This window comes from Streptomyces sp. NPDC110618 (assembly GCF_055657065.1).
Genome location: NZ_JBVKBN010000015.1, coordinates 90,543 through 112,497 on the forward strand (window position 1 = coordinate 90,543; position 21,955 = coordinate 112,497).

The window sequence follows — 21,955 nt, forward strand, 5'->3', positions numbered from 1 at the left end:
TGACGGGCGAACCGGCGCGAGGGTCCCGGCGGGGCCGGATCCTCGGGTGTTCGGGTGCTCGGATCTTCGGAACCCCGGGTGCTCGGATCTTCGGAACCCCGGCTTCTCAGGCGACGGGCAGTCTGGACACCCGGTCGGCGCCCCGCTTCACCACCGCCCTGGCGATCCTCTCCGCGTCCATGGCCAGCTCGCGGAGCATGCCGCTGATGGGGTTGGTGAACCCGGTGAAGAACAGGCCGGGGGCGCCCGCGGGAGTGCGGCCGCCGTGCGCGACGGGCTTTCCGCGGGAGTCCAGGACGTCCAGGTGGCCGACGAGGTCCTCCAGGCCGCGCCGGTAGCCGGTGGCGGCGATGACGGCGTCCGGCTCGATGAAGGTGCCGTCGGCGAGGGCCACCTTGCCGTCGTCGAAGCCGTCGACGGCGGCCACGACCTCGACCCTGCCCGCGCGGATCGCGTCGATCAGGCCCACGTCCTGCACCGGGACCGCGCCATCGAGGACCCTGCTGTACAGGCCGGTGTCCGGGCGGGGCAGCCCGTGCGCCGACAGGTCCGGCACGCTGAGCCTGGCCAGCGGGCGGGAGAGCCGGTCGACCAGGCGGACCGGCAGCCGCCGGACCAGCACGCCCGAGTACTGGGCGGCCCAGCCGGCCGTGGAGCGGCGCACGATGTGCGGGGCGGTGCGCACGGCGAGCCGCACCTTCGCGGCGCCGCCCTCGACCAGGTCGACGGCGATCTCGGCGCCGGTGTTGCCGACACCGACGACCAGCACGTCCCGGCCCGCGTAGGGCTTGGCGTTGCGGTAGGCGGAGGCGTGCAGGAGTTCGCCGGTGTACTCCTCGCGGCCGGGCCAGTCGGGGAGGCGCGGGGTGTGGTTGTAGCCGGTGGCGACGACCACGGCGGCGCCGGTCAGCTCCCGTCCGCCGGTGGCGTGCAGCAGCCAGCCCTGTGCGTCCGGGGCGCGGTCGACGCGGGAGACCTCGACGCCGGTGACGATCTCCAGTTCGTGGTGCTCGGCGTACTTCTCCAGGTACCGCACCACGTCGTCCCGGGACACCCAGCGGCCGAATTTGCGCGGCATCGGAAGCCCGGGCAGGGCCGACAGGCGGCGGGTGGTGTGCAGGTGCAGCCGGTCGTAGTGACCGCGCCAGGAGGCGCCGACGCGGTCGGACTTCTCCAGGACGACGGCGCGTATGCCCCGGGCGCGCAAGGTGTACGCGACGGCGAGACCGCCCGGACCGCCACCGATGACGTACACCGGGCGGTCCGCGGCGGCTGGTGAGAGCGCAGTGGAGTCGGCCATGAGCGCGAGCGTAATCACATGCCCCGTTGATGGGTCTCGGTCAAGACCACAATTGGTTGCGGATTGATCACGCCTGTAGGAGGGCTGGGTGGGATCTGTGACGTACGGCGTCTGGTTGTGGGGGGTGGGGGGGAGGTGCGGCTGCCCGCAGCCGTGCGGGGCGCCCTCGGGGCCCTCAGTCGTCCGCCGCCACCACCAGCGTCAAGGTCTTCGCCGGTCGGTCGATCAGGATCAGTTCGTGGAAGCCGAGGTGGACCGGGCCGTAGTCGTGGCGGGCGTCCTGGGGGAGGGGTGCCAGTAGGTAGGTGCTGGTGGCCGTGGCGATGGGGGTGTGGACCTGTTGCTGGATGCGCTGGACCAGGGCCTCGGGGACCGGGCCGTGCTGGACGGTCCAGGTGCGGATCAGCGCACTGGCGGTGGACGCGGACACCGGGCGGTACGCGTCGGGCGTGATGCGGTCGAGGCGCCACTGGCCGTGCCGGGGCCGGTCCAGGACGCCGCTGCCGTCGTAGGTGTCGCGGAACTGCGGGTGCGCGATCAGGGCGGCCAGCAGTGCCCGGTCCTCCGGTGCCGCGGCGGTCAGCCGGAAGCGCTTGAGGTCGATCCAGCGGTAGCCGTGCGCGGAGGCGTCCGAGAACTTGAAGTCACGGAAGTTGATGAAGGGGCTGTCCAGGTGGACCAGGGCGGGCGGGGCGGCGTGCATACCGGTCATCGTAGGGCGCACCGGGCATACCGCGCCGTCGGTCGTGGAGGGGGTGCGCGGTCTTCCGGGGCCCATGTATCTGACGTACCGTCAGATCCATGGACTCGATCTGGCTCAGCGGCGCGGAATGGGTGGCCGTGCTCCGGATAGGACTCGGTCTGTGGTGGCTGGAGAGCTGGCGGCACAAGGACAAGAAGACCTGGTTCCAGGGCGGTGGGATCGCCTGGGCGGCGGACGTGGCCGCCAAGCACCGCTGGACCGCCGTACGCTCCGGCTTCGACGTCGTCGTCGCACCCCGGCCGCGCACCATGGCGTACCTCGTCGCCTACGCGGAACTCGCCCTCGGGCTCGGTCTGATCGCCGGTTTCCTGACCCCGGTCGCCCTGGTTGCCGGGCTGCTGCTCAACGGCGTCTACTTCACGCTGATGATCCACGACTGGGCGGAACAGGGCCAGAACTCGATGATGGCGCTGATCTCCCTGGTCGCCCTGTTCGGCATGTCCTGGCAGACCTGGTCCCTCGACAACGCCCTGGGGCTCTTCTGATGCCCGGCCCGTCCGGGAGGGCCGGTGCGTCGGGGAGGGCCGGTGCATCCGGGGGGACCGGTGCGTCGGGGAGGGCCGGTGCGTCCGGGGGGACTGGTGCGCCCACCGCTCGCCGTTTCGATCTTCCCGAGCCCGATTCCCTCAGTCGCCCCTACTGGGACGCGGCCGCCCAGGGGCGGCTGCTCGTCCGGCGGTGCGGGAGCTGCGGCAGGGCCCATCACTACCCGCGCGAGTTCTGCCCGTACTGCTGGAGCGAGGACATCTCCTGGGAGACAGCCAGCGGGCGGGCCACGCTCTACACCTGGTCCGTCGTCCACCGCAACGACCTGCCGCCCTTCGGTGAGCGCACCCCCTACGTCGCCGCCGTCGTCGACCTCGCCGAGGGCCCCCGCATGATGACGGAGATCGTGGAGTGGACAGGGGCCGACGGCGAGCCGCCGCTGCGTGCCGGAATGGAGCTGGAGGCCGGGTTCCGCGACGGCGTGCCGGTGTTCCGCCCGAGCCGCCCCCGCGGCCCGCACCGTCCTGCGAACGGGTGAGCGAGCGGTTTCAATGGCCGTATGACTCTCGTCAACCGGCACGGCACCGCGACCCCCCTGCCCGAGCTGCGCGCCGACGGCCTGTTGCTGCGCCCCTGGGACCCGGAGTCGGAGACGGACGTCGAGGCATGGCTGCGCGGCCGGACCGACCCGGAGTTCACCCGCTGGAACACCCCGCTGCGCTTCACCACCGACCGGGACACCGCCCGCGACCAGCTCAGGGCGGCCGCGCAGAACGCGGCGGAGGGCGCGGCGGCGCCGTACTGCGTCGCCGACCCGGAGACCGGGCGGCCGCTCGGGCACATCGGGGTCAACGTCATCAACCGCGTGATGAACACCGCGCGCGTCGGCTACTGGGTGCTGCCCGAGGCCCGCGGCCACGGGGTCGCCACCCGTGCCCTCGCCGTCACCGCCCGCTGGGCGTTCACCGAGCTGGGTCTGCACCGGCTGGAACTCGACCACGCCGTCGGGCACGATGCCTCCTGCCACATCGCCGAGCGCTGCGGCTTCCGCCACGAGGGCACCCTGCGCGGCGCGATGTGGGAGGCGGGCCGCCACGACGCCTACCGCGACATGCACCTGCACGCCCGGCTCGCCGGTGACCCGGAACCAGCCCCGGTGACGCGGGGTTGACGTGGCCGGGGTGTCGCTGTGGCGGTCCGTCGGGCGGGTACCCGGGCGCGGTTGGGTGCGATGCCTTCTGCCGGGTTGCCGGGCGCTGCGGCTTCCGTTCCGGGGGCGCCGCGTCGCGGGCGACCCGGAACCGGCCCCGGTGACGCGGGGTTGACGTGGCCGGGGTGTCGCTGTGGCGGTCCGTCGGGCGGGTGCCCGGGCGCGGTTGGGTGCGATGCCTTCTGCCGCGTCGCCGGGCGCTGCGGCCTCTGCTACGGGGGTACCGCCTCGCGGGTGACCGCCGAACCGGCTCCGGTGAGGCACGGTTGACGTGGCCGGGGTGCCGCGGTGGCGGTCTGCCGGGCGGGTACCACGGCGCGGTCGGCGCGATCCCTCCCGCCGGGTCGCCGGGTGCCGAGGCTTCCGTTGCGGGGGCGCCGGCTCGCGGGTGAGCCGGAACCGGACTGCGTGGCGCGAAGGTGACGTCGCGTCGATGCGACGGTCGTGCGTTCACCCCGACAAGGCATGGCCAAGTCCCGTACAGACGCGGGATCATGAGACATGCGCTCGGACGACTGGTACGTCACCGAAGACCTCGACCGCTTCCTCGCCCACGCCGGAGGCTTCCTGCGGTCCCGCCCCGACCTGCACACCGTTGCCCTGACGGTGACGGAGTCGCTGCGCATGCGCGGGCTGCACGCGTACGGCGGTGACGAACCCCCCGTCTTCGGGGTGATGGAGCGGGACGGACAGGTGCGCGGGGCCTACTTCCGCACCCCGCCCTACCGGCTCAACGTCACCCCGCTCAACGCCGACGAGACCGACGCCCTCGCCGCCCACCTCGTCGCCGTCGGCCAGCCGGTGCCCGGCATCATCGGCACCCGTGAGACCACCTCCGGGTTCGTCCGCTCCTGGCAGCGCCACACCGGCGCCACCTCCGCCCTGCGCCAGCGCCAGCGGCTGTACCGGCTGGGCTCCCTGCTGCCCCCGCGCCCGGTGCCGGCGGGCCGCCCCCGGCTGGCGGGCGAGAAGGACCGGGACCAACTCATCCGCTGGTACCGGGAGTTCACCGAGGCGGTCGGCGACCACGCCGCCGGGGACGTCGAGGCATGGGCCGACCACCGCATCGCCTACGGCGGCATCACCTTCTGGGAGGACCCGGACGGCACCCCCGTCTCCATGTGCGGGGTGACCCCGACCGTCGCGGGCCAGGTCCGGATCGCCCCCGTCTACACCCCGCCCCACCTGCGCGGACGCGGATACGCGGGAGCGGTGACGGTCGAGGTCAGCCGCAACGCCCTGCGCTCCGGCGCCGAGGAGGTCCTGCTCTTCACCGACCTGTCCAACGCCACCAGCAACGTCCTCTACCAGCGGATCGGCTACCGGGCGGTGGCGGAGTTCGAGGTGTACGACTTCTCGGGGACGGCGGATCGCTGAGCCGCGTGAACCGCCTCTACGGCCAGAGCAGTTCGCGGTCCCAGCCCGACTCCGTACGACGGTAGTTCAGCCGTACGTGCCTCCTGCGCTCCTCGCCCTGGAAGAACTCCACCTCCTCCGGACGGAGCCGGTACAGGGTCCAGGTCGGGACCGGGGAGGCCGGTTCGCGCTGGGCGCGGTCCCAGGCCTCGGCCGAGACGCGCTCCAACTCCTCCAGTGAGTACAGGACTTCGCTCTGCCGCCCGGTCAGCGCCGCCGCGAGGGCGCCGGTGGAGCGGGCGTGCAGATCGGCCTGGCTGTCCGAAGACGGCGCCGCCGTGACCGGCCCGCGCACCCGCACCTGGCGGCCGAGCACCGGCCAGTAGAAACCGAGGGCGGCGTACGGGCGGGCGGCGAGCTGGCGGCCCTTGCGGCTGGTGGCGTGGGAGGCGAAGGACCAGCGGTCCGTGTCGGCGCCGTGCAGCATCACGGTCCGTACGTCCGGCCGGCCCTCCTCGTCCGAGGTTGCCAGGGACATGGTGTGCGGTTCGGTCTGCCCCGCCGCCACCGCCTCCGCGAACCAGGCCGCGAACAGCGGCAGCGGCTCCTCGGGCGCCTTCTCGGGGTCGAACGGCGACAGCGTGGTCACCGCCGGGTCCCACACCCGCAGCGACCTCAGCAGATCATGAAGTTCCATGCCCCCGATTCTCGGACGCGGCCCGGCCCCGGGGACACCCCCACCACGCCGGTGGCGATTCAGCCCGTCCGGCGTTTGAGGACGAGGCCCGTTCAGGGCCGACAGCGGGGTCCGGGGGCGCCAGCCCCCGGTGACGGGACGGGTAGGGGCGGCGGGGGCGAGGAAAGCCCGCGAGAACCCCGGCGACCCCGCGCGACTACCGCCCCAGCACCACCGTCCCCGAGGAACAGAACCAGCCCCCCGTCCCCGAAGCCACCGCCAGCCGGGGCAGGCCCCCGTCGCGGGCCCGCACCTGCCGCGCCCCGCACTCCCCGCGCAGTTGCCGGACCGCCTCCACGAGGAGGAACAGCCCGCGCATACCGGGATGTTGGGCGGACAGTCCGCCGCCGTCGGTGTTGACGGGCAGTTCCCGGGAACGGACGAACGCCCCGCCCTCGCCCTTCTTGCAGAAGCCCAGGTCCTCCAGGGTCACCAGGGTCATGTACGTGAAGGCGTCGTAGATCTCGGCGAGGTCGATCTCGGCGGGGCGGACCCCGGCCCGCCGGAAGGCGAGGCGTCCGCTGACCGCGGCCGGGGAGACGGTGAAGTCCTCCCACTCGGACATCGTGGAGTGGGAGACGCACTCGCCGGTGCCGAGGATCCACACCGGCTCCGTACGGCAGTCCCGCGCGTACTCCTCGGCCGCCAGCAGGACCGCCGCGCCGCCGTCGGAGCGGATACAGCAGTGCAGCTTGGTGAACGGGTCCGCGATCATCGGCCCCGACAGGACGTCGTCGACGGTGATGGGGTCGTGGAACATCGCCTCCGGGTTGAGCGCCGCGTACCGGCGGGCCTGGACGGCGACCTCGGCCAGCTCCTCGATCGTCGTGCCGTGTTCGATCATGTGGCGGCGGGCGGCCATCGCGTACTTGGCGATCAGGGTGTGGCCGTACGGGACCTCGTACTGCAGCGGGCCGCGGGCGCCGAAGGAGAGGTCGCCGGTTCTGCGGCCCGCCCTGATGTCGGCGCGGGCGGTGGAGCCGTAGACCAGCAGAACGGCGTTGGCGTGGCCCGCGGCGATGGCGTCGGCGGCGTGCGCGGCCATGACCTCCCAGGTCGAGCCGCCGACCGAGGTGGAGTCGACCCAGGTGGGGCGCAGGCCCAGGTACTCGGCGATCTCCACGGGCGCGAGGACGCCGGTGCCGGTGGAGGCGAGGCCGTCGACGCGGGCGCGGTCGAGACCGGCGTCCGCGAGGGCGCGGCGGGCGGCCTGGGCGTGCAGGGTGTACGGGGTCGCGCCGTCGAGGCGGCCGCAGTCGGAGAGGGCCACGCCGACCACGGCGACGTTCCGGTTTCCGGCAGTCATGACTGGTCACTCCCGTCAGTGCGTCCCTCTGGGCATCTGGACCCGGCGCTCCTAATATGACGGACCGTCAGATCCGGAGGGAAGGGGCAGCGATGGACGCCGGACTCACCGCGGAACAGGTCGAGATACGCCGGACCCTCCGCGAACTGCTCCACAAGCGCTGCGGCCCGGAGGAACTGCGCGCCGCGGTCGACACGCCCGCCGGACACGACCCGGTCCTGTGGACGGCCCTGTCCGACCAGCTCGGCCTGCCGGGTCTGGCGCTCCCGGAACGGTTCGACGGAGTCGGCGGCTCGGTGACGGAACTGGCCCTGGCAGTCGAGGAGTTGGGCCGCGCCCTGGCCCCGACCCCGTTCCTCGCCACGGCCGTCCTGACCGCCCCCCTGGTCCTCGCCCTGGGCACGGACACGCAGCGCGCCGACCTCCTGCCCCGGATCGCCGCCGGCTGCCTCACCTGCGCTCTCGCGGCCCCCACCGCCTGCCTGGCCCTCACCGGCGACAACCGCGGCGACTGGGCGGGCGGCGGACGCGCGGGCGGGGTCCAGGCCAGGCGCTCGGGCGTGGAGTGGCTCCTGTACGGCGAGGCCGACCGCGTCCTCGACGGCCACAGCGCGGACCTCCTCCTGGTGGCGGCCCACACCGGCGGCTACGCCCGCTCCCGGACCGACCTGTTCCTCGTCCCCGGCGACGCCGACGGCCTCCTGCGCACCCGCCTCACGACCCTCGACCAGACCCGCCCCCAGGCCCGCGTCCAACTCCGGGACGTGAAGGCCCAATTGCTGGGCACCGGCGAGGCGGACATCCCGGCTGCCCTGGCCCGGCTGGGCACATCGGCCGCCACGGTCCTCTCCTGCGAGGCGGTGGGCGCCGCCGCCCGCGCCCTGGAGCTGACGGTGGACCACACGAAGCAACGCGAACAGTTCGGCCGCCCCATCGCCTCCTTCCAGGCGGTCAAGCACCGCCTGGCCGACGTGTACGTCCAGGTGGAGGCGGCCCGCTCGGCGGCGTACTACGCGGCGTGGGCCGTGGGGCAGGGGGAGCCGCCCGCCGGGGAACCCGTAGCCCCTCTCGCCCTCGCCCAGGCCCTGGAAGCCCTCCGTGCGGCCGCCGCTGAGGCGATCCAGTTCCACGGCGGCATCGGGTTCACCTGGGAGCACAGCGCCCAGCTCTACTTCAAGCGCGCCGCGGGTGACGATCTGCTCTTCGGCCCCGCGCACCGGCTCAGGGGGTACGCGGCCGAGGTGGCCCGGTTGTTCGAGGCGGCGGAGGTGACGGTGTGATCGGCGTCCGGGTGGTGCAGAAGGTGTCCTCCACGCGCGGGTTCGCCAAGGTCGCCCCGCATGTCATCCCCGCGCTCGACAGGGCCGTGCACCGGCTCACCCGGGGCCGTGTGCTGCTCAGCGCCCAGCTGTTGCCCGGGGTCATCCTCACCTCCACCGGGGCCCGCAGCGGGCAGCCCCGGCGGACGCCGCTCGCCTGTATGCCGGAGCCGGAGCGGGGGAGCTGGGTGCTGATCGGGTCCAACTTCGGGCGTACCGGGCACCCCGCCTGGACCGCGAACCTGCTCGCCCACCCCGACGCCGAGATCAACTGGAAGGGCGCGGACATCCCGGTCACCGCGCGGCTGCTCCAGGGAGAGGAGCGGGCCGCCGCGTGGCAGGCCGCGCTCGCCTTCTGGCCCCCGTACGCCACGTATCAGGCGCGGGTGGAGCGGGAGATCCGGCTCTTCCGGCTCGTACGGCGGGAGCCCTGAGGGCAGCTCACAGGGTGTGCTGCACCAGCAGGGCGTCCGGTTCGTACGGCGGGAGCCCTGAGGGCAGCTCACAGGGTGTGCTGCACCAGCAGGGCGTCCGGTTCGTACGGCGGGAGCCCTGAGCGCAGCTCACAGGGTGTGCTGCACCAGCAGGGCGTCCGGCTCGTACGGCGGGAGCCCTGAGCGCAGCTCACAGCGTGTGCTGCACCAGCAGGAACGCCCCGATCCCCAGCATCGCCGCCCCGCTCGTCCGGGTCACCGCGCGGGCCGCGGCCGGGCGGGCGCCCAGGACCGCGCGGGCGCCAAGGCCGACGGAGAGGTAGACGGCGGCGCAGCACGCCATGTGGAGCAGTCCGAGGGTGGCCGTCTGCGCGGGGACCGGCAGGTGACCGCCGCCCGTGACCAGGAACTGCGGCAGGACCGACAGATACAGCAGCAGGCCCTTGGGGTTCAGTCCGCTGATCATCGCCCCCCGCAGGAAGACCCGCTCGTCCGTGCTCTCCCCGGCCCCGGGCACCCCCGGCCGCCGCAGCACGCTCCAGCCGAGCCGGACCAGGTACGCCGCCCCGGCCACCGTCAGCCCGGTCAGCAGCGCGGGCCGGCTCGCGACGAGTACCGCCAGGCCCGCCGCCGCCAGCGCCGTGTGCAGGGCGTACCCGCTCACCAGTCCCGCCACCGCCCGCCCCACCGAGCCGCCGCGCAGCCCCGCCGAGATCGCGTACGCCCAGTCGGCTCCCGGTACACAGACCAGCAGCAGATCGAGGGCGAGGAAGGAGATGAGGGTTCCCGAGTCCATACCGGGCAGATTAGGCCGGAATGTCCCGAAAGTGTTGCCGATATTTGCTCGATACCCGGCACCATGGGGGAAGATCTGCCCTATGGACGACGTTGATCGGAAAATTCTTGCCGAGCTCCAGCAGGACGGGCGGCTGACCGTCACCGAGCTGGCCGGGCGGGTGCGGCTGAGCGTCTCGCCCTGCCACCGCCGGCTCAGGGAGCTGGAGCGCTCGGGGGCGATCAGCGGCTACCGCGCGGTCGTGGACCCGGTCGCGGTGGGTCTGACCTTCGAGGCGCTGGTCTTCGTCTCGATGCGGCAGGAGGACCGCGACACCGTCGCCGAGTTCGAGCGGGCCATCGGGGAGATCGAGCATGTCCTGGACGCCCAGCGGCTGTTCGGCGAGCCGGACTACCTGCTGCGGGTGGCGACCGCCGACCTCGCCGCCTTCCAGCGGCTCTACGACGAGCGCCTGGCCACCCTGCCGGGCGTGCAGCGGCTGACCTCGACGCTGGTGATGAAGCACGTCGTACGCGACCGCCCGCTGCCCGCATAGCGGCAGGCGGCCGTCCACCTCGGTGAACGGCCGCCTGACAGACAGGACTTGGGGCCTGGGACTATCAAATCCGGCGAAGCCGAAAGGGAGCGTGCCGGGGCGCCTACTTCGTGGGCTTCTTGCCCGTCACGCCCAGATGCACCAACAGCGCCAGGTTCGGCTTGAGTTCCGCCTGCTTGACACCCCAGGACTGGAAGCCCTTCTGGTGCGAGGCCACCGCCGCGAGCATCGCGACCAGCGCACCCGCCACCGCGGCCGGGTTGACGTCCTTGTCGACCTTGCCCTTGGCCTGCAACTCCGCGACCGCGTCCGCGAGGGAGTTGTTGACCGAGTTGAGGATCTTCATGCGGAGCTTGTAGAAGCGCTTGTCGCCCTCGGCCGCGCCGAGATCGACCACGCGCAGGATCGCGTCGTGCTTGCGCCAGAACTCCAGGAACCCGTCGACGAGTTCCTGCGAGGTCTGCCACGCCGACTTGCCGACCCAGGAACGGCCCTGGAGGAGTTCGGTCAACCCGGCGCCCTCGGCGGCCATTTGCTCGGCGATCTCCAGGACGGCGCCCTCGACGTCCGGGAAGTACTGGTAGAAGGTCGCGGGCGAAGTGCCCGCCTTCCGGGCGACATCGATGACCTTGACGTCCCGGTAGGGGGAGGAGCTGAGCATCTCGCTGAGGCAGTCGAGCAGCTTCTGCCGGGTCGCCTGCCCACGCCGACCGGCCACGCGGCCGTCGACGGTACGCACTTGTCCTGTCATGCCGTCAGCTTACCGAGGGGTGATCGGAGCGCGATTCGGCCGACTGCAAATGGGGTGCACGAGGGTTCGGAGCCTGGTGTGCCTGGTCTGCGCGGTGCGGAGGTGCCCGTTACTTTGGCGGCATGGCCGAAAACAGGGCATCTCGGTATGCGGAGGGCGTCCCCTGCTGGGTGGACGTCCAGCTTCCCGACGTCGAGGCGGGCAAGCGCTTCTACGGTGATCTCTTCGGATGGAGCTTCGAGGACAGTTACGCGCTCAAGGAAGGGGAGCGCGTCGCCGCGCTGCTCCCCAAGACGGACGGGCGGATGCCGACCGTGTGGACCGTCTACTTCGCCACCCCGGACGCCGAGGCACTGGCCCGGCGGATCCTGGACGCGGGCGGGAACATCGTCGCCGCGCCCCTGGAGACCCGCTCCGGGGAGGCGGTGACCGCCCTGGTCACCGACCCCGAGGGCGCTGTCTTCGGGCTCTGGCAGCCGCTCTCCCACCCCGGCTTCGGCCGCCGCCACGAGATCGGCACCTTCGCCTGGGCGCAGCTGTACGCCCGGGACACCGAGACCGCCAACGACTTCTACGGCCCCCTCTTCCACGCCGCCCTCTTCGGCCCGGACGCCAAGCCCGACTTCGGGCGCGCCCCGGTCGCCGACGTGTTCTTCCCGGAGATGCCGCCGCACTTCGTCGTCCACTTCCGGGTGGTGGACTGCGCGCGGGCGGTGGAACGGGTGACAGGGCTGGGCGGGCGGGTCCAGGCGCCACCCTTTGAGACGTCGTACGGCACTGTGGCGGTCGTCACGGACAATCAAGGGGCCTCTTTCGCGCTGCTCCAGCGCGCAGACTGAGGTTTTTGGCGAGCGGGCTGGGGTTTTTGTCCGGAGACACCCCGATTTGACCCCGGGTTCGCAACCGCGCCCCGGTACAGGAAGAATCGGGGTGCGTGCCGCCATGGCGGTGCCGTGGTGAGACGCTGCACGGGGTCGCGTACATACGTGGGTGACGCGGCCCGTACGGGGAGGTGGCAGGCAAGTGGTGGATCAGCTGACGCAGCACGATCCGCGGCGGATCGGGCCGTTCGAGGTGCTGGGACGGCTGGGCGCCGGCGGCATGGGGCTGGTCTATCTCGCGCGCTCGGCGTCCGGCCGGCGCGTGGCGATCAAGACGGTCCGCACGGAGCTGGCCGAGGACCAGCTCTTCCGCGTCCGCTTCACGCGCGAGGTCGAGGCGGCCCGCGCCGTCTCCGGGTTCTACACCGCGGCCGTGGTCGACGCCGACCCGCGCGCCGCCGTGCCGTGGCTGGCCACCGCGTACGTCCCCGCGCCCTCCCTCGAAGAGATAGTGAACGAGTGCGGGCCGCTCCCGGCCCAGGCGGTGCGCTGGCTGGCGGCGGGCGTGGCGGAGGCCCTCCAGTCGATCCACGGCGCCGGTCTCGTCCACCGTGACCTCAAGCCCTCCAACGTCCTCGTCGTCGAGGACGGCCCCCGGGTGATCGACTTCGGTATCGCCTCCGGTGTCTCGAACACCCGTTTGACCATGACGAACGTCGCGGTCGGCACCCCCGCCTACATGTCCCCCGAGCAGGCGAAGGACTCCCGCAGCGTCACCGGCGCCAGCGACGTCTTCTCGCTCGGCTCGATGCTGGTGTTCGCCGCGACCGGCCACCCGCCCTTCCACGGCGCCAACCCGGTCGAGACGGTCTTCATGCTGCTGCGCGAGGGCCCGGACCTGGAAGGGCTGCCGGACGAGCTGCGCCCGCTGATCGAGTCCTGCATGCAGATGGACCCGACCGCCCGCCCCAACCCGGCCGACCTCCAGGCCCAGCTCGCCCCCCACCTGTTCGGCTCCGGCTCCGACGACAGCGGTACGGCGTCGGCGTGGCTGCCCGAGCGGGCGGTCAGCCTGATCGAGGCGCGGCGCAACGGCCGCCCCCCGGCCAAGTCCACACCCCCGTCCGGGGGCCGCAGCGGCGGCCGCATGGTCCCGCCGCCCCCGCCGCACGACCCCGTCGTCCCGGCCCCGCCCGTCCCCGCGCCGGTCGGCGCCCCCGACACCGGCCCGGTGCGCCTGGCGGGCGCCCAGGTGCCCATCGGGCCCGGACCGCGCGTCGCCGACGCCCGCGCCGCCGCCGTGAAGGCACCGCCGCCGGAGGCGGGCCTGGTCGCCAACTGGTCCAAGCCCCGCCCCGGCGTCAACGGCGCCGACCCGGCCGTGGCGCCCGCCGCGCCGCCCGCGCCCCCGGAGACGCCCAGCGGCTGGCGCCCCTGGCGGTTCCGCATGTCGAACGACGTGTGGGGCACCCCGGCGGTCGCCGGTGACCTGGTCTACGTCACCTCCTTCGAGGTGCACGCCCTCGACGTCGCGACCGGCCGCCGCCGCTTCAAGACCAGGGACGTCGCCTGGTCGATGGCGGTCGCGGACGGCCGTATCCACGCCTCCGACGGGCCCACCCTGTTCGCGCTGGACAGCCGCGAGGGCGCCGACCTGTGGCGGCTGCCCACGGACGCCTGGGTGTACTCCCTCAAGGCCGAGCGCGGCACCGTCGTCACCGGCACGCGCGGCGGCGGCGTACAGGCGTGGGAGGCGTCCACCGGGCAGCGGCTGTGGGAGCTGTCCGGCGCCCAGAGCGACTTCGAGTCCCCCGAGGCGGGCCCGGCGCTGTACGAGGGCACCGTCTACGTCTGGCAGGACGCCCGGCTGCGCGCCCGGGACGCCAGAACCGGCGACGAGCGCTGGTCGTACCCGATCGGCGACGCCGCCTCCTGCGGCGGAGTGCCGGTCCGCATCACCCAGGCGCCCGACGGCTACGTCTACGTCTCCGCAGGCACCCGCGTGATCGCCCTGGACGTGGCCACCGGCCAGGTCCGCTGGCACTTCGAGGCCCCCGCGGTCTTCCTCAGCCCGCCCACCTTCGTCCCCGGCCCGGCGGTCACCGGCGGCGGCGTCTACCTCGCCGACTACCTCGGCACGGTCTACGCCCTGGACGCCACCGACGGCCGCGACCGCTGGCGGATCGCCACCGAGGCCCGGTCCTCCATCGAGCCGGTGCTGGTGGCCGCGGGCCATGTGCACGTGGGCAGCGGCAAGGGCCTGTACACGCTGGACGCGGTCACCGGCACGCCCAAGTGGCGCTTCCAGGCGGGCGGCGACATCGTGGGCGCCCCCTCGGTGGCGGAGGGCCGGATCCACTTCGGCTCCACCGACCACCTGCTGTACACGCTCAAGGCCGACGACGGACGGCTGCGCTGGAAGCTGGCCACCGGCGGCGAGATCACCGGCTCGCCGGTCGTCCGGGACGGGGTCGTGTACGCGTGCAGCAAGGACCGCTGCGTCTACGCGCTCGACGCGGAGAAGGGCACGGGCACCGCGCGCACCGCGTGAGGCGGGACGGCCGTCGTACCGGTGCACGGAAGGGGAGCCGGGCGGCGGCCGTCACTGCCGGGAGCGGACCTGACGCCGCTCTCACAGCGAACGCTACGCCGGGGACGCCCCGGTCGCCATGTGGTGACATGATCGTGACAGGCGGTAGCTAGGGTGGCCGTTATGGATCTTCGGGGGCGCAAGCTCAAATTCACAGCGGTGACGGCACTGGTGGTTCTCTCCCTGACGGGTTTCTCGTCGGGCCGCGGCCACGGCGGCGGCGACGGTGACTCGGGTGGCGGATGCAGCAGCTCCAGCCAGAACCACGACAGTTCGTCGTCCCGGCACGACGACGATGACGACAACGACACGTCCGGCTCCGGCCCCGGCGCGGACACCGGCTCGGCGGGTACGGCGCAGGACGTGAAGATCGACCTGGTGAGCTGCGCGAGCACGGAGCAGCCGTACGCGGTCGTGGACCTGACCAACCCGAACGGCAACCCGGTCACCGTCACGGTCGTCGTCCACTTCAAGGACGCCCAGTCCTCCGTGGTCGACATGCAGACGGTCGAGGAGATCGTCCCCGCCGGTGAGACGGCCCAGGTCCAGGTCGACCTCACCGACGCGTCCAACGCGGCGCAGGTCGACCTGTGCGAGGCCGAGCTGATGCCGACCGTCTGACACCGGTCACCGCACCAGCGGCGGTCCGCCGCTCCTCCGCCGGGCGAACAGCTCCGCCTGCCGCCCGGCGGGCAGGTTCCCCAGCGCGATGAGCTGCGGCGCCTGCGCGAAGGCCCGCTCGCGAACCTGCTCCTGCGCGGCCCACAGGGCCCGCACGGTGCCCTGCACGGCCTCGGTGGGATACCCGGCGAGAACCTCGGCGCACCGCAGGGCGGCGGCCAAGTCACCCTCTTCTTCAGTCAGTTCGGACACCAGACCCACCTCATGGGCCCGTCGGGCGGAGATCCGCTCGGCGGTGCCCATGAGCATCATCCGCGCCACCTCCCCGGCCGGCATCCGTGCCGCCATCAGCATCGACTCGTACGCGCTGACCATGCCGTAGGAGGTGTGCGGGTCGAAGAACTCGGCACTCGGGTCGGCGACGAGGAATTCGCACTCGGCGAGCAGATAGAAGGCCCCGCCGCAGGCCATGCCGTGCACGGCGGCGACGACCGGCTTCCACAGGTCGTTGGACTTGGGCCCCACCCGAAGCAGCGGATCGTCCTGGGAGTAGGGCGAGTTGGGCTGCGGCACGACGGCATCCCGGTCGATCCCGGTACAGAAGGCCCGCCGCCCGGCCCCCGTGAGGACGACAGCCCGCACGGAGTCGTCGAACCGGAACTTGCGCCAGACGCCGACGAGTTCACGCACGGTCGCCAAGTCCAGGGCGTTGAGCCGCTCGGCCCGGTCGAGGGTGACGACGGCGACCCCGCGGTCCGTCCTGACATCGACGCTCACGCCCGCTCCAGAACCCACTGCGGCATCCCGTCGCCCCCGAAGACGACGCGAACCCGCTCCCCGATCCGCACCCGGTCGCGCGGAAACGCCCCCAGCGGATCACCGGCCCGCCGTACAAGATTGCCCACCAGCCGAATCCGAGGCAGATCGACAAGCTCGACCACCACCACCGGATACGGCGCACAGGCCGCGTAGTCCGGCAGCAACGGCGGATGGGCGACGACATACGACCAGATCCGCCCGTGCCCCCCGACCCGCCGCCACTCGCTCGCGAAGGACTGGCAGTGCGGACAACAAGGGCGGGGCGGGAAACGGGGTTCGGCGCACTCGGCGCAGAACTGGATCCGCAGTTCACCGCGGGCCGCGTACTGCCAGAAGGGGGCGCCGTCGGCATCGGTGACGGGGGCGAGCATCCTGATCGACTCCTCAGTTCCGTAGGAGCAGCGCGGAGGTGGGAACCCCCTCGCCCGCGGTGACGAGGCAGGTGGCGGCGCCCGGCACCTGGGCGGTGCTGGTGCCGCGGAGCTGTTTGACGCCCTCGGTGATGAGGTTGAAGCCGTGCACGTAGGCCTCGCTCAGCCCGCCGCCGCCGGTGTTGAGCGGCAGCCGCCCGCCGATCTCCAGCGCCCCGCCCTCGGTGAACGCCCCGCCCTCGCCGCGCCCGCAGAAGCCGTACCCCTCCAGGGAGAGCGGGACGAGCGGGGTGAAGGCGTCGTAGATCTGGGCGACGTCGACGTCCTGCGGAGTGAGATCCGCGTGCTTCCACAAGTGCCGGGCGGCGGTCCAGGCAGGTCCCGTGAGCGGGTCGTCGTTCCAGTAGTTGACCATGCCGTGGTGCTGGGCGGGCAGCCCCTGGGCGGCGGAGTGCACATAGACAGGAGGCCGCCGGCAGTCCCGGGCGCGCTCCCGGCTGACCACGACACAGGCCAACGCACCGTCGGTCTCCAGGCAGTTGTCGTACAGACACAGAGGCTCGCTGATCCACCGCGCGTTCATGTACATCTCGCGGGTCAGCGGCCGTTCGTACATCACGGCCGCCGGGTTCTGATTGGCGCGGTTGCGGCAGGCGAGGGCGACATTGAACAGATGATCACGAGTGGTGCCGTACTCGTGCATGTGGCGGCGGGCGAGCATGGCTATCTCGTCGACGGGCCGCAGCAGTCCGAAGGGCCGCGTCCACTGCGCCGGAGTCGGCAGCTGGACCTGGGTGTTGGTCCACGGCCGAGGGCCCGACCCGCGCTTGCGGGACCGCCAGGCGACGCCCACGGTCGCCTGCCCGGCCGCGATGGCGGCGGTGAGATGGGCGACGGTGGCGCACGAACCGCCTCCGCCGTAGCCGACCTTGCTGAAGAAGGTGAGGTCACCGAGGCCGACGGCCTTGGCCAGCTCCACCTCGTCGGTGTCCTCCATGGTGTACGAGGCGAGCGCGTCGACCTCGCCGGGCGCGATCCCGGCGTCGTCCAGCGCGGCGAGCACGGCACGGCAGGCGAGGGTGCGTTCGTCCTCCGGGAGGTGCTTGGCGAACGGCGTCTGCCCGATGCCGACGATGGCGGTGGCGTCCTTGATCCCGACCATGCTGGAGCCCCTCCCGTCTGCCGCCCTTTGCTGACAGGCCGTCAGGTTACAGCTAATCTGACGGACAGTCAGCTAGTGGTTTGGGGGCTGTGGTGCGCGGTGACGTCGAGTGGGGCAGCATTCCGGAACTGGTCCGCCGGTCGGCCGAGCGGTACGCCGACACGGAGGCGGTGGTGGAGGGCCGGACCCGTATCTCCTACGCCGAGTTGGGCGCCCGGATCGACCGCTCCACGGCGGCCTGCGTCGCCGCCGGGGTCCGTCCCGGCGACCGGGTCGCCATCTGGGCGCCGAACACCCTGGACTGGATCGTGGCGGCGCTGGGCGCGGTGTCGGCGGGGGCGGTCCTGGTCCCCGTGAACACCCGCTTCAAGGGCACGGAGGCGGCGGACGTCCTGCGCAGGAGCGGAGCGAGGCTCCTGTTCGTGACGGGCACGTTCCTGGGCACGTCCTACGTCGCCTCGCTGCGCCGGGCGATGGCCGCGGGCCCGGGACTCCCCGCGCTGCGGGATGTCGTAGTGCTGGCGGACGACGCGCCGGAGGACTTCCGTACCTGGAAGGACTTCCTGGCGGCGGGGGAGGGCCTGACAGCAGAGCCCCTCGAACTGCCCCCGGACTCCCCGTCGGACATCGTCTACACCTCAGGCACCACAGGCCGCCCGAAGGGCGTGACGATCACCCACGCCCAAACCCTCCGCGCCTACGCGATCTGGTCGGACCTGGCGGGCCTGCGCCAGGGCGACCGCTACCTGATCGTGAACCCCTTCTTCCACACCTTCGGCTACAAGGCCGGGGTGATCGCGTGCCTGATGCGCGGGGCGACGATGATCCCGCAGCCGGTGTTCAACGTGAACACGGCACTGGCAAACCTGGCCGCGGAGTCGGTGACGGTCCTCCCCGGCCCGCCCACCCTCCTCCAGTCCGTCCTCGACCACCCTTCCCGCCGGGCCTACGACCTCACCTCCCTCCGCTTGGTGGTGACGGGCGCGGCGGTGATCCCCCTGCGCCTGGTGGAACGCCTGCGCACGGAACTGGGCGTGGAGACGGTCCTGACGGCCTACGGCCTGTCCGAGGCGACCGGCATAGTGACGATGTGCCGCCGCGGCGACGACCCGTCGGTGATCGCGTCGACCTCGGGCCGGGCGATACCGGGAACGGAGGTCCGTGTGGAGGCGCCACAGGGCACCCCCGGAGAGGTGCTGGTCCGAGGCTTCAACGTGATGAGGGGCTACTACGAGGACGAGGCCGCCACGTCGGAGGCTTTGACGCGGGACGGCTGGCTGCGCACGGGCGACGTAGGGGTACTGGACGAAGCGGGCAACCTGAGGGTGACGGACCGGGTGAAGGACATGTACATCGTCGGCGGCTTCAACGCGTACCCGGCGGAGATCGAGAACCTCCTGGCCCTGCACCCGGACGTGGCGGAGGCGGCGGTGATCGGAGTCCCGGACCCCCGCCTGGGGGAGGTCGGAAAGGCGTACGTGGTCAGGCGCCCCGGAGCGATGCTGACGGCGGACGACCTGATGGCCTGGTCCCGGCGTGAGATGGCGAACTACAAGGTGCCGAGGTCGGTGGAGTTCGTGGCAGAACTGCCGAGGAACGCGAGCGGAAAGGTGCTGAAGGGAGAGCTGAGGGGCACCGGCACCTGACCGGCACCCCCCCGTAGGGCTCCGCCTGCTTCACCCGAAGGCGCGAACGGCCTGGTAGTAGGTCCAGGCGGTGCTGTTGCAGGCGGTCTTGGTGGCGCCGCTGTAGTTGTTGCAGACGCGCTTGAGGTCCTCGTAGAAGGCGCTGTCGAGGCGGGACTTGTTGGCGCTGAAGGTGCCGGCGGCCTTGTAGTTCCGGTAGCCGAAGTCGTGGCGGGCGCACGACATCGAGAACGGGAAGCCGAAGGGGTTGTCGGGCGAGGAGGAGCAGTAGTCGGTGGACCAGTCGAACCCGTAGGCGGACCAGGCGGACTGGTTGGCGCGCGCGGCGGCCCAGGCGTTGTAACTGGACGCGCTGGTCTGGGTCCAACTGGACAGGACCTGCGGCTTGTCGGCGGGAGCGGCGTCGGCCGTGGCCGCGGTGGCGACGACGGTGACGAGCGCCAGGGTCGAGGTTGCAAGTGCGGTACCGAGTCTGCGGTGCATCCCACACCTCCATGAGGCTGCCCACCCGCTTGTCGGACGGGCAGGTACATGACATGAGGATGCGGCCAGGTCTATGCGCGTTGAAAGTAGTCGGCGTCAAATTTTCCGTGAATCAACGAATATGAGGACGCATCAGGGGACGAAGGGTGGGATATGGGTCCGGGGAACTGCCGCGAGCTCGGCTTTGAGGGGAGTAACTCCGGGCTGTGGTTGAGGGAATTCGGGCCGCTCTGGGCACCGGAGTGAGCGGGTGACCGTGTCTCGGTGTGGGCCGCCCGCTTCTTGGCCAGGGTCGTGCTTCCGCGGCCCGGCCTCAAGGCGCTCCGCCTGCGGCTCCGCGTCGGCTACGCCGATGGGCCTGCGGCCCACCCTTGACCCCGGTCCGCTCCAGCACGGGTGAGAAGCGAGCGAGCGGCCCGGGGAAAGCGGGGGCCAGGCGGGCCCGGGTCCGGGTGAGTTGCGGGGCGGGCCGGGGTCGGGGGCGCGCCAGCGCCTCGCCTGCACGCCGGGCGGGCTTAGCGGCGAACGGTTGGTGGGGGGTGGGGTGCGCGGCGGCGGGGTGGCGGCACACCGGGTCGGCCCAGCGGCTTGCGCCCGGTGGGTGGGACGCGACAGGAGGGTGGGGCGCGGCAGGAGGGTGGGGGCACGCCGGGCGGGTTTGGCGGCGAGCGGTTGGTGGGGGTTGGGGTGCGCGGCGGCGGGGTGGCGGCACACCGGGTCGGCCCAGCGGCTTGCGCCCGGTGGGGGTGGGTGGCACTGCGGCGGCCGCTGTTCCCGGTGAGGCCTGGGCCCGGAGCGCAGAGGGCCACGCACCGCTGCCTCGTCAGCCACAGGAGCCCCGTCCCTCCTTCCGGGAAGGAGAGTTGCCAATTACCCCACCAGGCACGCTCCAGGAGGTGATTGGGTGTTTCCGGCCAAGCACACCACCAAAACCCCCCAGCCCACACACCACCAGCCTGGCCGGAAACACCCAATCACCCCCACCACGGGAGAGATGGGACTCCTGTGACTGCCGAGGCGATTCCTGGACCCCACCAGTCGCAGTGGCGCCACGCTCCCCACCCCACCCCGCCCCATCGCCCAGACACTGACCCACTCAACCCACCCGACCAACCGCAAGCCGCCAAACCCGCCCGGCGTGCCCTCACCCTCCTGTCGCGTCCCACCCACCGGGCGCAAGCCGCTGGGCCGACCCGGTGTGCCGCCACCCCGCCGCCGCGCACCCCACCCCCCACCGGGCGCAAGCCGCTGGGCCGACCCGGTGTGCCCCCACCCTCCTGCCGCGCCCCACCCTCCTGTCGCGTCCCACCCACCGGGCGCAAGCCGCTGGGCCGACCCGGTGTGCCGCCACCCCGCCGCCGCGCACCCCACCCCCCACCAACCGTTCGCCGCTAAGCCCGCCCGGCGTGCAGGCGAGGCGCTGGCGCGCCCCCGACCCCGGCCCGCCCCGCAACTCACCCGGACCCGGGCCCGCCTGGCCCCCGCTTTCCCCGGGCCGCTCGCTCGCTTCTCACCCGTGCTGGAGCGGACCGGGGTCAAGGGTGGGCCGCAGGCCCATCGGCGTAGCCGACGCGGAGCCGCAGGCGGAGCGCCTTGAGGCCGGGCCGCGGAAGCACGACCCTGGCCAAGAAGCGGGCGGCCCACACCGAGACACGGTCACCCGCTCACTCCGGTGCCCAGAGCGGCCCGAATTCCCTCAATCATCAGCGCAGGCCGATGGAACACGTCCTCGGCGGTGAAACGCAGCAGTCTGCGCACCTTCGGGCACTGCGCGATCTGGTTGAAGCGGACCACGTCCCGGCGGTGGGCCTCCCAGGTGCCGTGGTAGGCGTAGCCCTCGACCTCGACGGCCACGCCCTCGGTACGGAACAGGAAGTCGAGGCGGAGTCGGCGTCCCTCCGGGGTGAGGAGCTCGGCCTGGGGTTCCGGGTGCAGGCCGGCGTCGTGCATGTGCAGGCGGGCGATGGTCTCGGCCGGTGACTCGGAGCGCGGGTTGATCAACCCCAACCAGTCGCGCGCCCTCTTTGCTCCGAGTAGCGGTGCATCGAGTGCCTTGGCGATCACGTCGAGGCGGGTCACCGGCGCACGCCGTACGCGGTTCACCCGACGGTAGGTCAGCGCGGACTCCGCGGCGACGAGTGCGTCGTTCCTCGGCCCGGCCCTGAGCAGATCGGCGAGTGTGCGTGCCGGGTTGGTGACGCGTAGGCCGTTCCGTACGGCTACGTCCGCTTCGGTGAGAGGGAGCCGGTACACGTGTACGCCTCCGCTCTTCCGGCGGAGAGCCAGCTTCGGGTCAACGAACTCCAGGGCCGCGTCGGTGCCATTGCCGAGCGTCTCGATCCGCCAGAGGGCGGCCGCCGACCGGTGACTCACGACGAGCTGTGGTCTGAGCAGCTGTACCGCCCGGAGGCGTATGGCAAGGTCGACCGCCTGCCCCGGCTGGACCCACG

General features: G+C 72.4%; 22 protein-coding genes. 11 read left to right on the forward strand and 11 right to left on the reverse strand.

What is annotated here, in order from left to right; genetic code table 11:
* Positions 1 to 106: 106 nt before the first annotated feature.
* Positions 107 to 1,300 (reverse strand): flavin-containing monooxygenase, encoded by a 1,194-nt coding sequence (locus ACZ7L7_RS24655; RefSeq protein ID WP_472077141.1) that lies wholly within the window; start codon positions 1,298 to 1,300, stop codon positions 107 to 109.
* Positions 1,301 to 1,475: 175 nt separating this feature from the next.
* Positions 1,476 to 2,003 (reverse strand): hypothetical protein, encoded by a 528-nt coding sequence (locus tag ACZ7L7_RS24660; protein ID WP_472077143.1) that lies wholly within the window; start codon positions 2,001 to 2,003, stop codon positions 1,476 to 1,478.
* A gap of 98 nt (positions 2,004 to 2,101) precedes the next feature.
* Between ACZ7L7_RS24660 and ACZ7L7_RS24665 the strand changes: the two genes are divergently transcribed.
* The 4 genes from ACZ7L7_RS24665 to ACZ7L7_RS24680 all read left to right on the forward strand — a co-directional run bounded on the left by ACZ7L7_RS24665 (position 2,102) and on the right by ACZ7L7_RS24680 (position 5,136).
* Entirely contained in the window at positions 2,102 to 2,548 is a 447-nt protein-coding gene (locus ACZ7L7_RS24665; RefSeq protein WP_285515915.1) for a DoxX family protein, read from the forward strand.
* Entirely contained in the window at positions 2,548 to 3,087 is a 540-nt protein-coding gene (locus ACZ7L7_RS24670; RefSeq protein WP_285515916.1) for a Zn-ribbon domain-containing OB-fold protein, read from the forward strand. Before ACZ7L7_RS24665 ends, ACZ7L7_RS24670 begins: the two co-directional genes overlap by 1 nt.
* Before the next feature lie 21 nt (positions 3,088 to 3,108).
* Positions 3,109 to 3,720 carry a GNAT family N-acetyltransferase gene (locus ACZ7L7_RS24675; RefSeq protein WP_453607125.1) on the forward strand — a complete coding sequence of 204 codons (612 nt, stop codon included), beginning with the start codon at positions 3,109 to 3,111 and terminating at the stop codon, positions 3,718 to 3,720.
* 540 nt (positions 3,721 to 4,260) lie between these two features.
* The gene (locus ACZ7L7_RS24680; RefSeq protein ID WP_453607127.1) at positions 4,261 to 5,136 is read left to right on the forward strand and encodes a GNAT family N-acetyltransferase; all 876 of its coding nucleotides are present in this window, start codon (positions 4,261 to 4,263) and stop codon (positions 5,134 to 5,136) included.
* Between the two features lie 16 nt (positions 5,137 to 5,152).
* Here ACZ7L7_RS24680 and ACZ7L7_RS24685 read toward each other — a convergent pair whose 3' ends face one another.
* Positions 5,153 to 5,812, reverse strand: coding sequence for a pyridoxine/pyridoxamine 5'-phosphate oxidase (locus ACZ7L7_RS24685; protein WP_285515919.1), 660 nt, complete (start codon positions 5,810 to 5,812; stop codon positions 5,153 to 5,155).
* Positions 5,813 to 6,008: 196 nt separating this feature from the next.
* Positions 6,009 to 7,157: a thiolase C-terminal domain-containing protein gene (locus ACZ7L7_RS24690; protein WP_471592586.1), complete on the reverse strand. Its 1,149-nt coding sequence runs from the start codon at positions 7,155 to 7,157 to the stop codon at positions 6,009 to 6,011.
* A gap of 92 nt (positions 7,158 to 7,249) precedes the next feature.
* On the opposite strand from ACZ7L7_RS24690, the gene ACZ7L7_RS24695 reads away from it, so the two are divergent.
* Together ACZ7L7_RS24695 and ACZ7L7_RS24700 are read left to right on the forward strand one after the other, a co-directional pair.
* On the forward strand, positions 7,250 to 8,437 hold the full coding sequence (locus ACZ7L7_RS24695) for an acyl-CoA dehydrogenase family protein (protein ID WP_472077145.1): 1,188 nt from the start codon (positions 7,250 to 7,252) through the stop codon (positions 8,435 to 8,437).
* Positions 8,434 to 8,910, forward strand: coding sequence for a nitroreductase family deazaflavin-dependent oxidoreductase (locus ACZ7L7_RS24700; RefSeq protein WP_285515922.1), 477 nt, complete (start codon positions 8,434 to 8,436; stop codon positions 8,908 to 8,910). The genes ACZ7L7_RS24695 and ACZ7L7_RS24700 overlap by 4 nt, the downstream gene beginning before the upstream one ends.
* Positions 8,911 to 9,100: 190 nt before the next feature.
* Here ACZ7L7_RS24700 and ACZ7L7_RS24705 read toward each other — a convergent pair whose 3' ends face one another.
* Entirely contained in the window at positions 9,101 to 9,706 is a 606-nt protein-coding gene (locus ACZ7L7_RS24705) for a LysE family translocator (protein WP_472077147.1), read from the reverse strand.
* Between the two features lie 82 nt (positions 9,707 to 9,788).
* Here ACZ7L7_RS24705 and ACZ7L7_RS24710 point away from each other — a divergent pair, with 82 nt between their 5' ends.
* On the forward strand, positions 9,789 to 10,241 hold the full coding sequence (locus tag ACZ7L7_RS24710) for an Lrp/AsnC family transcriptional regulator (RefSeq protein ID WP_285515924.1): 453 nt from the start codon (positions 9,789 to 9,791) through the stop codon (positions 10,239 to 10,241).
* A gap of 103 nt (positions 10,242 to 10,344) precedes the next feature.
* On the opposite strand, the gene ACZ7L7_RS24715 is transcribed toward ACZ7L7_RS24710, so the two are convergent.
* On the reverse strand, positions 10,345 to 10,992 hold the full coding sequence (locus ACZ7L7_RS24715) for a TetR family transcriptional regulator (protein ID WP_285515925.1): 648 nt from the start codon (positions 10,990 to 10,992) through the stop codon (positions 10,345 to 10,347).
* Between the two features lie 122 nt (positions 10,993 to 11,114).
* Here ACZ7L7_RS24715 and kbpA point away from each other — a divergent pair, with 122 nt between their 5' ends.
* The 3 genes from kbpA to ACZ7L7_RS24730 all read left to right on the forward strand — a co-directional run bounded on the left by kbpA (position 11,115) and on the right by ACZ7L7_RS24730 (position 15,024).
* Entirely contained in the window at positions 11,115 to 11,831 is a 717-nt protein-coding gene (gene kbpA, locus ACZ7L7_RS24720; RefSeq protein WP_472077150.1) for an AfsK-binding protein KbpA, read from the forward strand.
* A gap of 184 nt (positions 11,832 to 12,015) precedes the next feature.
* Positions 12,016 to 14,364, forward strand: a complete 2,349-nt coding sequence (locus tag ACZ7L7_RS24725; RefSeq protein ID WP_285515927.1) for a serine/threonine-protein kinase — start codon at positions 12,016 to 12,018, stop codon at positions 14,362 to 14,364.
* A 198-nt stretch (positions 14,365 to 14,562) separates the two neighbouring features.
* Positions 14,563 to 15,024, forward strand: coding sequence for a hypothetical protein (locus tag ACZ7L7_RS24730; RefSeq protein ID WP_352230234.1), 462 nt, complete (start codon positions 14,563 to 14,565; stop codon positions 15,022 to 15,024).
* Between the two features lie 6 nt (positions 15,025 to 15,030).
* Here ACZ7L7_RS24730 and ACZ7L7_RS24735 read toward each other — a convergent pair whose 3' ends face one another.
* From ACZ7L7_RS24735 to ACZ7L7_RS24745, 3 genes are read right to left on the reverse strand one after another with little or no spacing between them, the layout of a single operon-like run.
* The gene (locus tag ACZ7L7_RS24735; RefSeq protein ID WP_285515929.1) at positions 15,031 to 15,801 is read right to left on the reverse strand and encodes an enoyl-CoA hydratase/isomerase family protein; all 771 of its coding nucleotides are present in this window, start codon (positions 15,799 to 15,801) and stop codon (positions 15,031 to 15,033) included.
* Positions 15,798 to 16,214, reverse strand: coding sequence for a Zn-ribbon domain-containing OB-fold protein (locus tag ACZ7L7_RS24740; protein WP_285515930.1), 417 nt, complete (start codon positions 16,212 to 16,214; stop codon positions 15,798 to 15,800). Before ACZ7L7_RS24740 ends, ACZ7L7_RS24735 begins: the two co-directional genes overlap by 4 nt.
* Before the next feature lie 13 nt (positions 16,215 to 16,227).
* Entirely contained in the window at positions 16,228 to 17,376 is a 1,149-nt protein-coding gene (locus tag ACZ7L7_RS24745; protein ID WP_472077152.1) for a lipid-transfer protein, read from the reverse strand.
* A 92-nt stretch (positions 17,377 to 17,468) separates the two neighbouring features.
* On the opposite strand from ACZ7L7_RS24745, the gene ACZ7L7_RS24750 reads away from it, so the two are divergent.
* Positions 17,469 to 19,022: a FadD3 family acyl-CoA ligase gene (locus ACZ7L7_RS24750; RefSeq protein WP_285515931.1), complete on the forward strand. Its 1,554-nt coding sequence runs from the start codon at positions 17,469 to 17,471 to the stop codon at positions 19,020 to 19,022.
* Positions 19,023 to 19,052: 30 nt separating this feature from the next.
* On the opposite strand, the gene ACZ7L7_RS24755 is transcribed toward ACZ7L7_RS24750, so the two are convergent.
* Together ACZ7L7_RS24755 and ACZ7L7_RS24760 are read right to left on the reverse strand one after the other, a co-directional pair.
* Entirely contained in the window at positions 19,053 to 19,505 is a 453-nt protein-coding gene (locus tag ACZ7L7_RS24755) for a phospholipase (RefSeq protein WP_285515932.1), read from the reverse strand.
* Positions 19,506 to 21,161: 1,656 nt separating this feature from the next.
* Entirely contained in the window at positions 21,162 to 21,878 is a 717-nt protein-coding gene (locus ACZ7L7_RS24760) for a hypothetical protein (protein ID WP_472077154.1), read from the reverse strand.
* Positions 21,879 to 21,955: the final 77 nt, after the last annotated feature.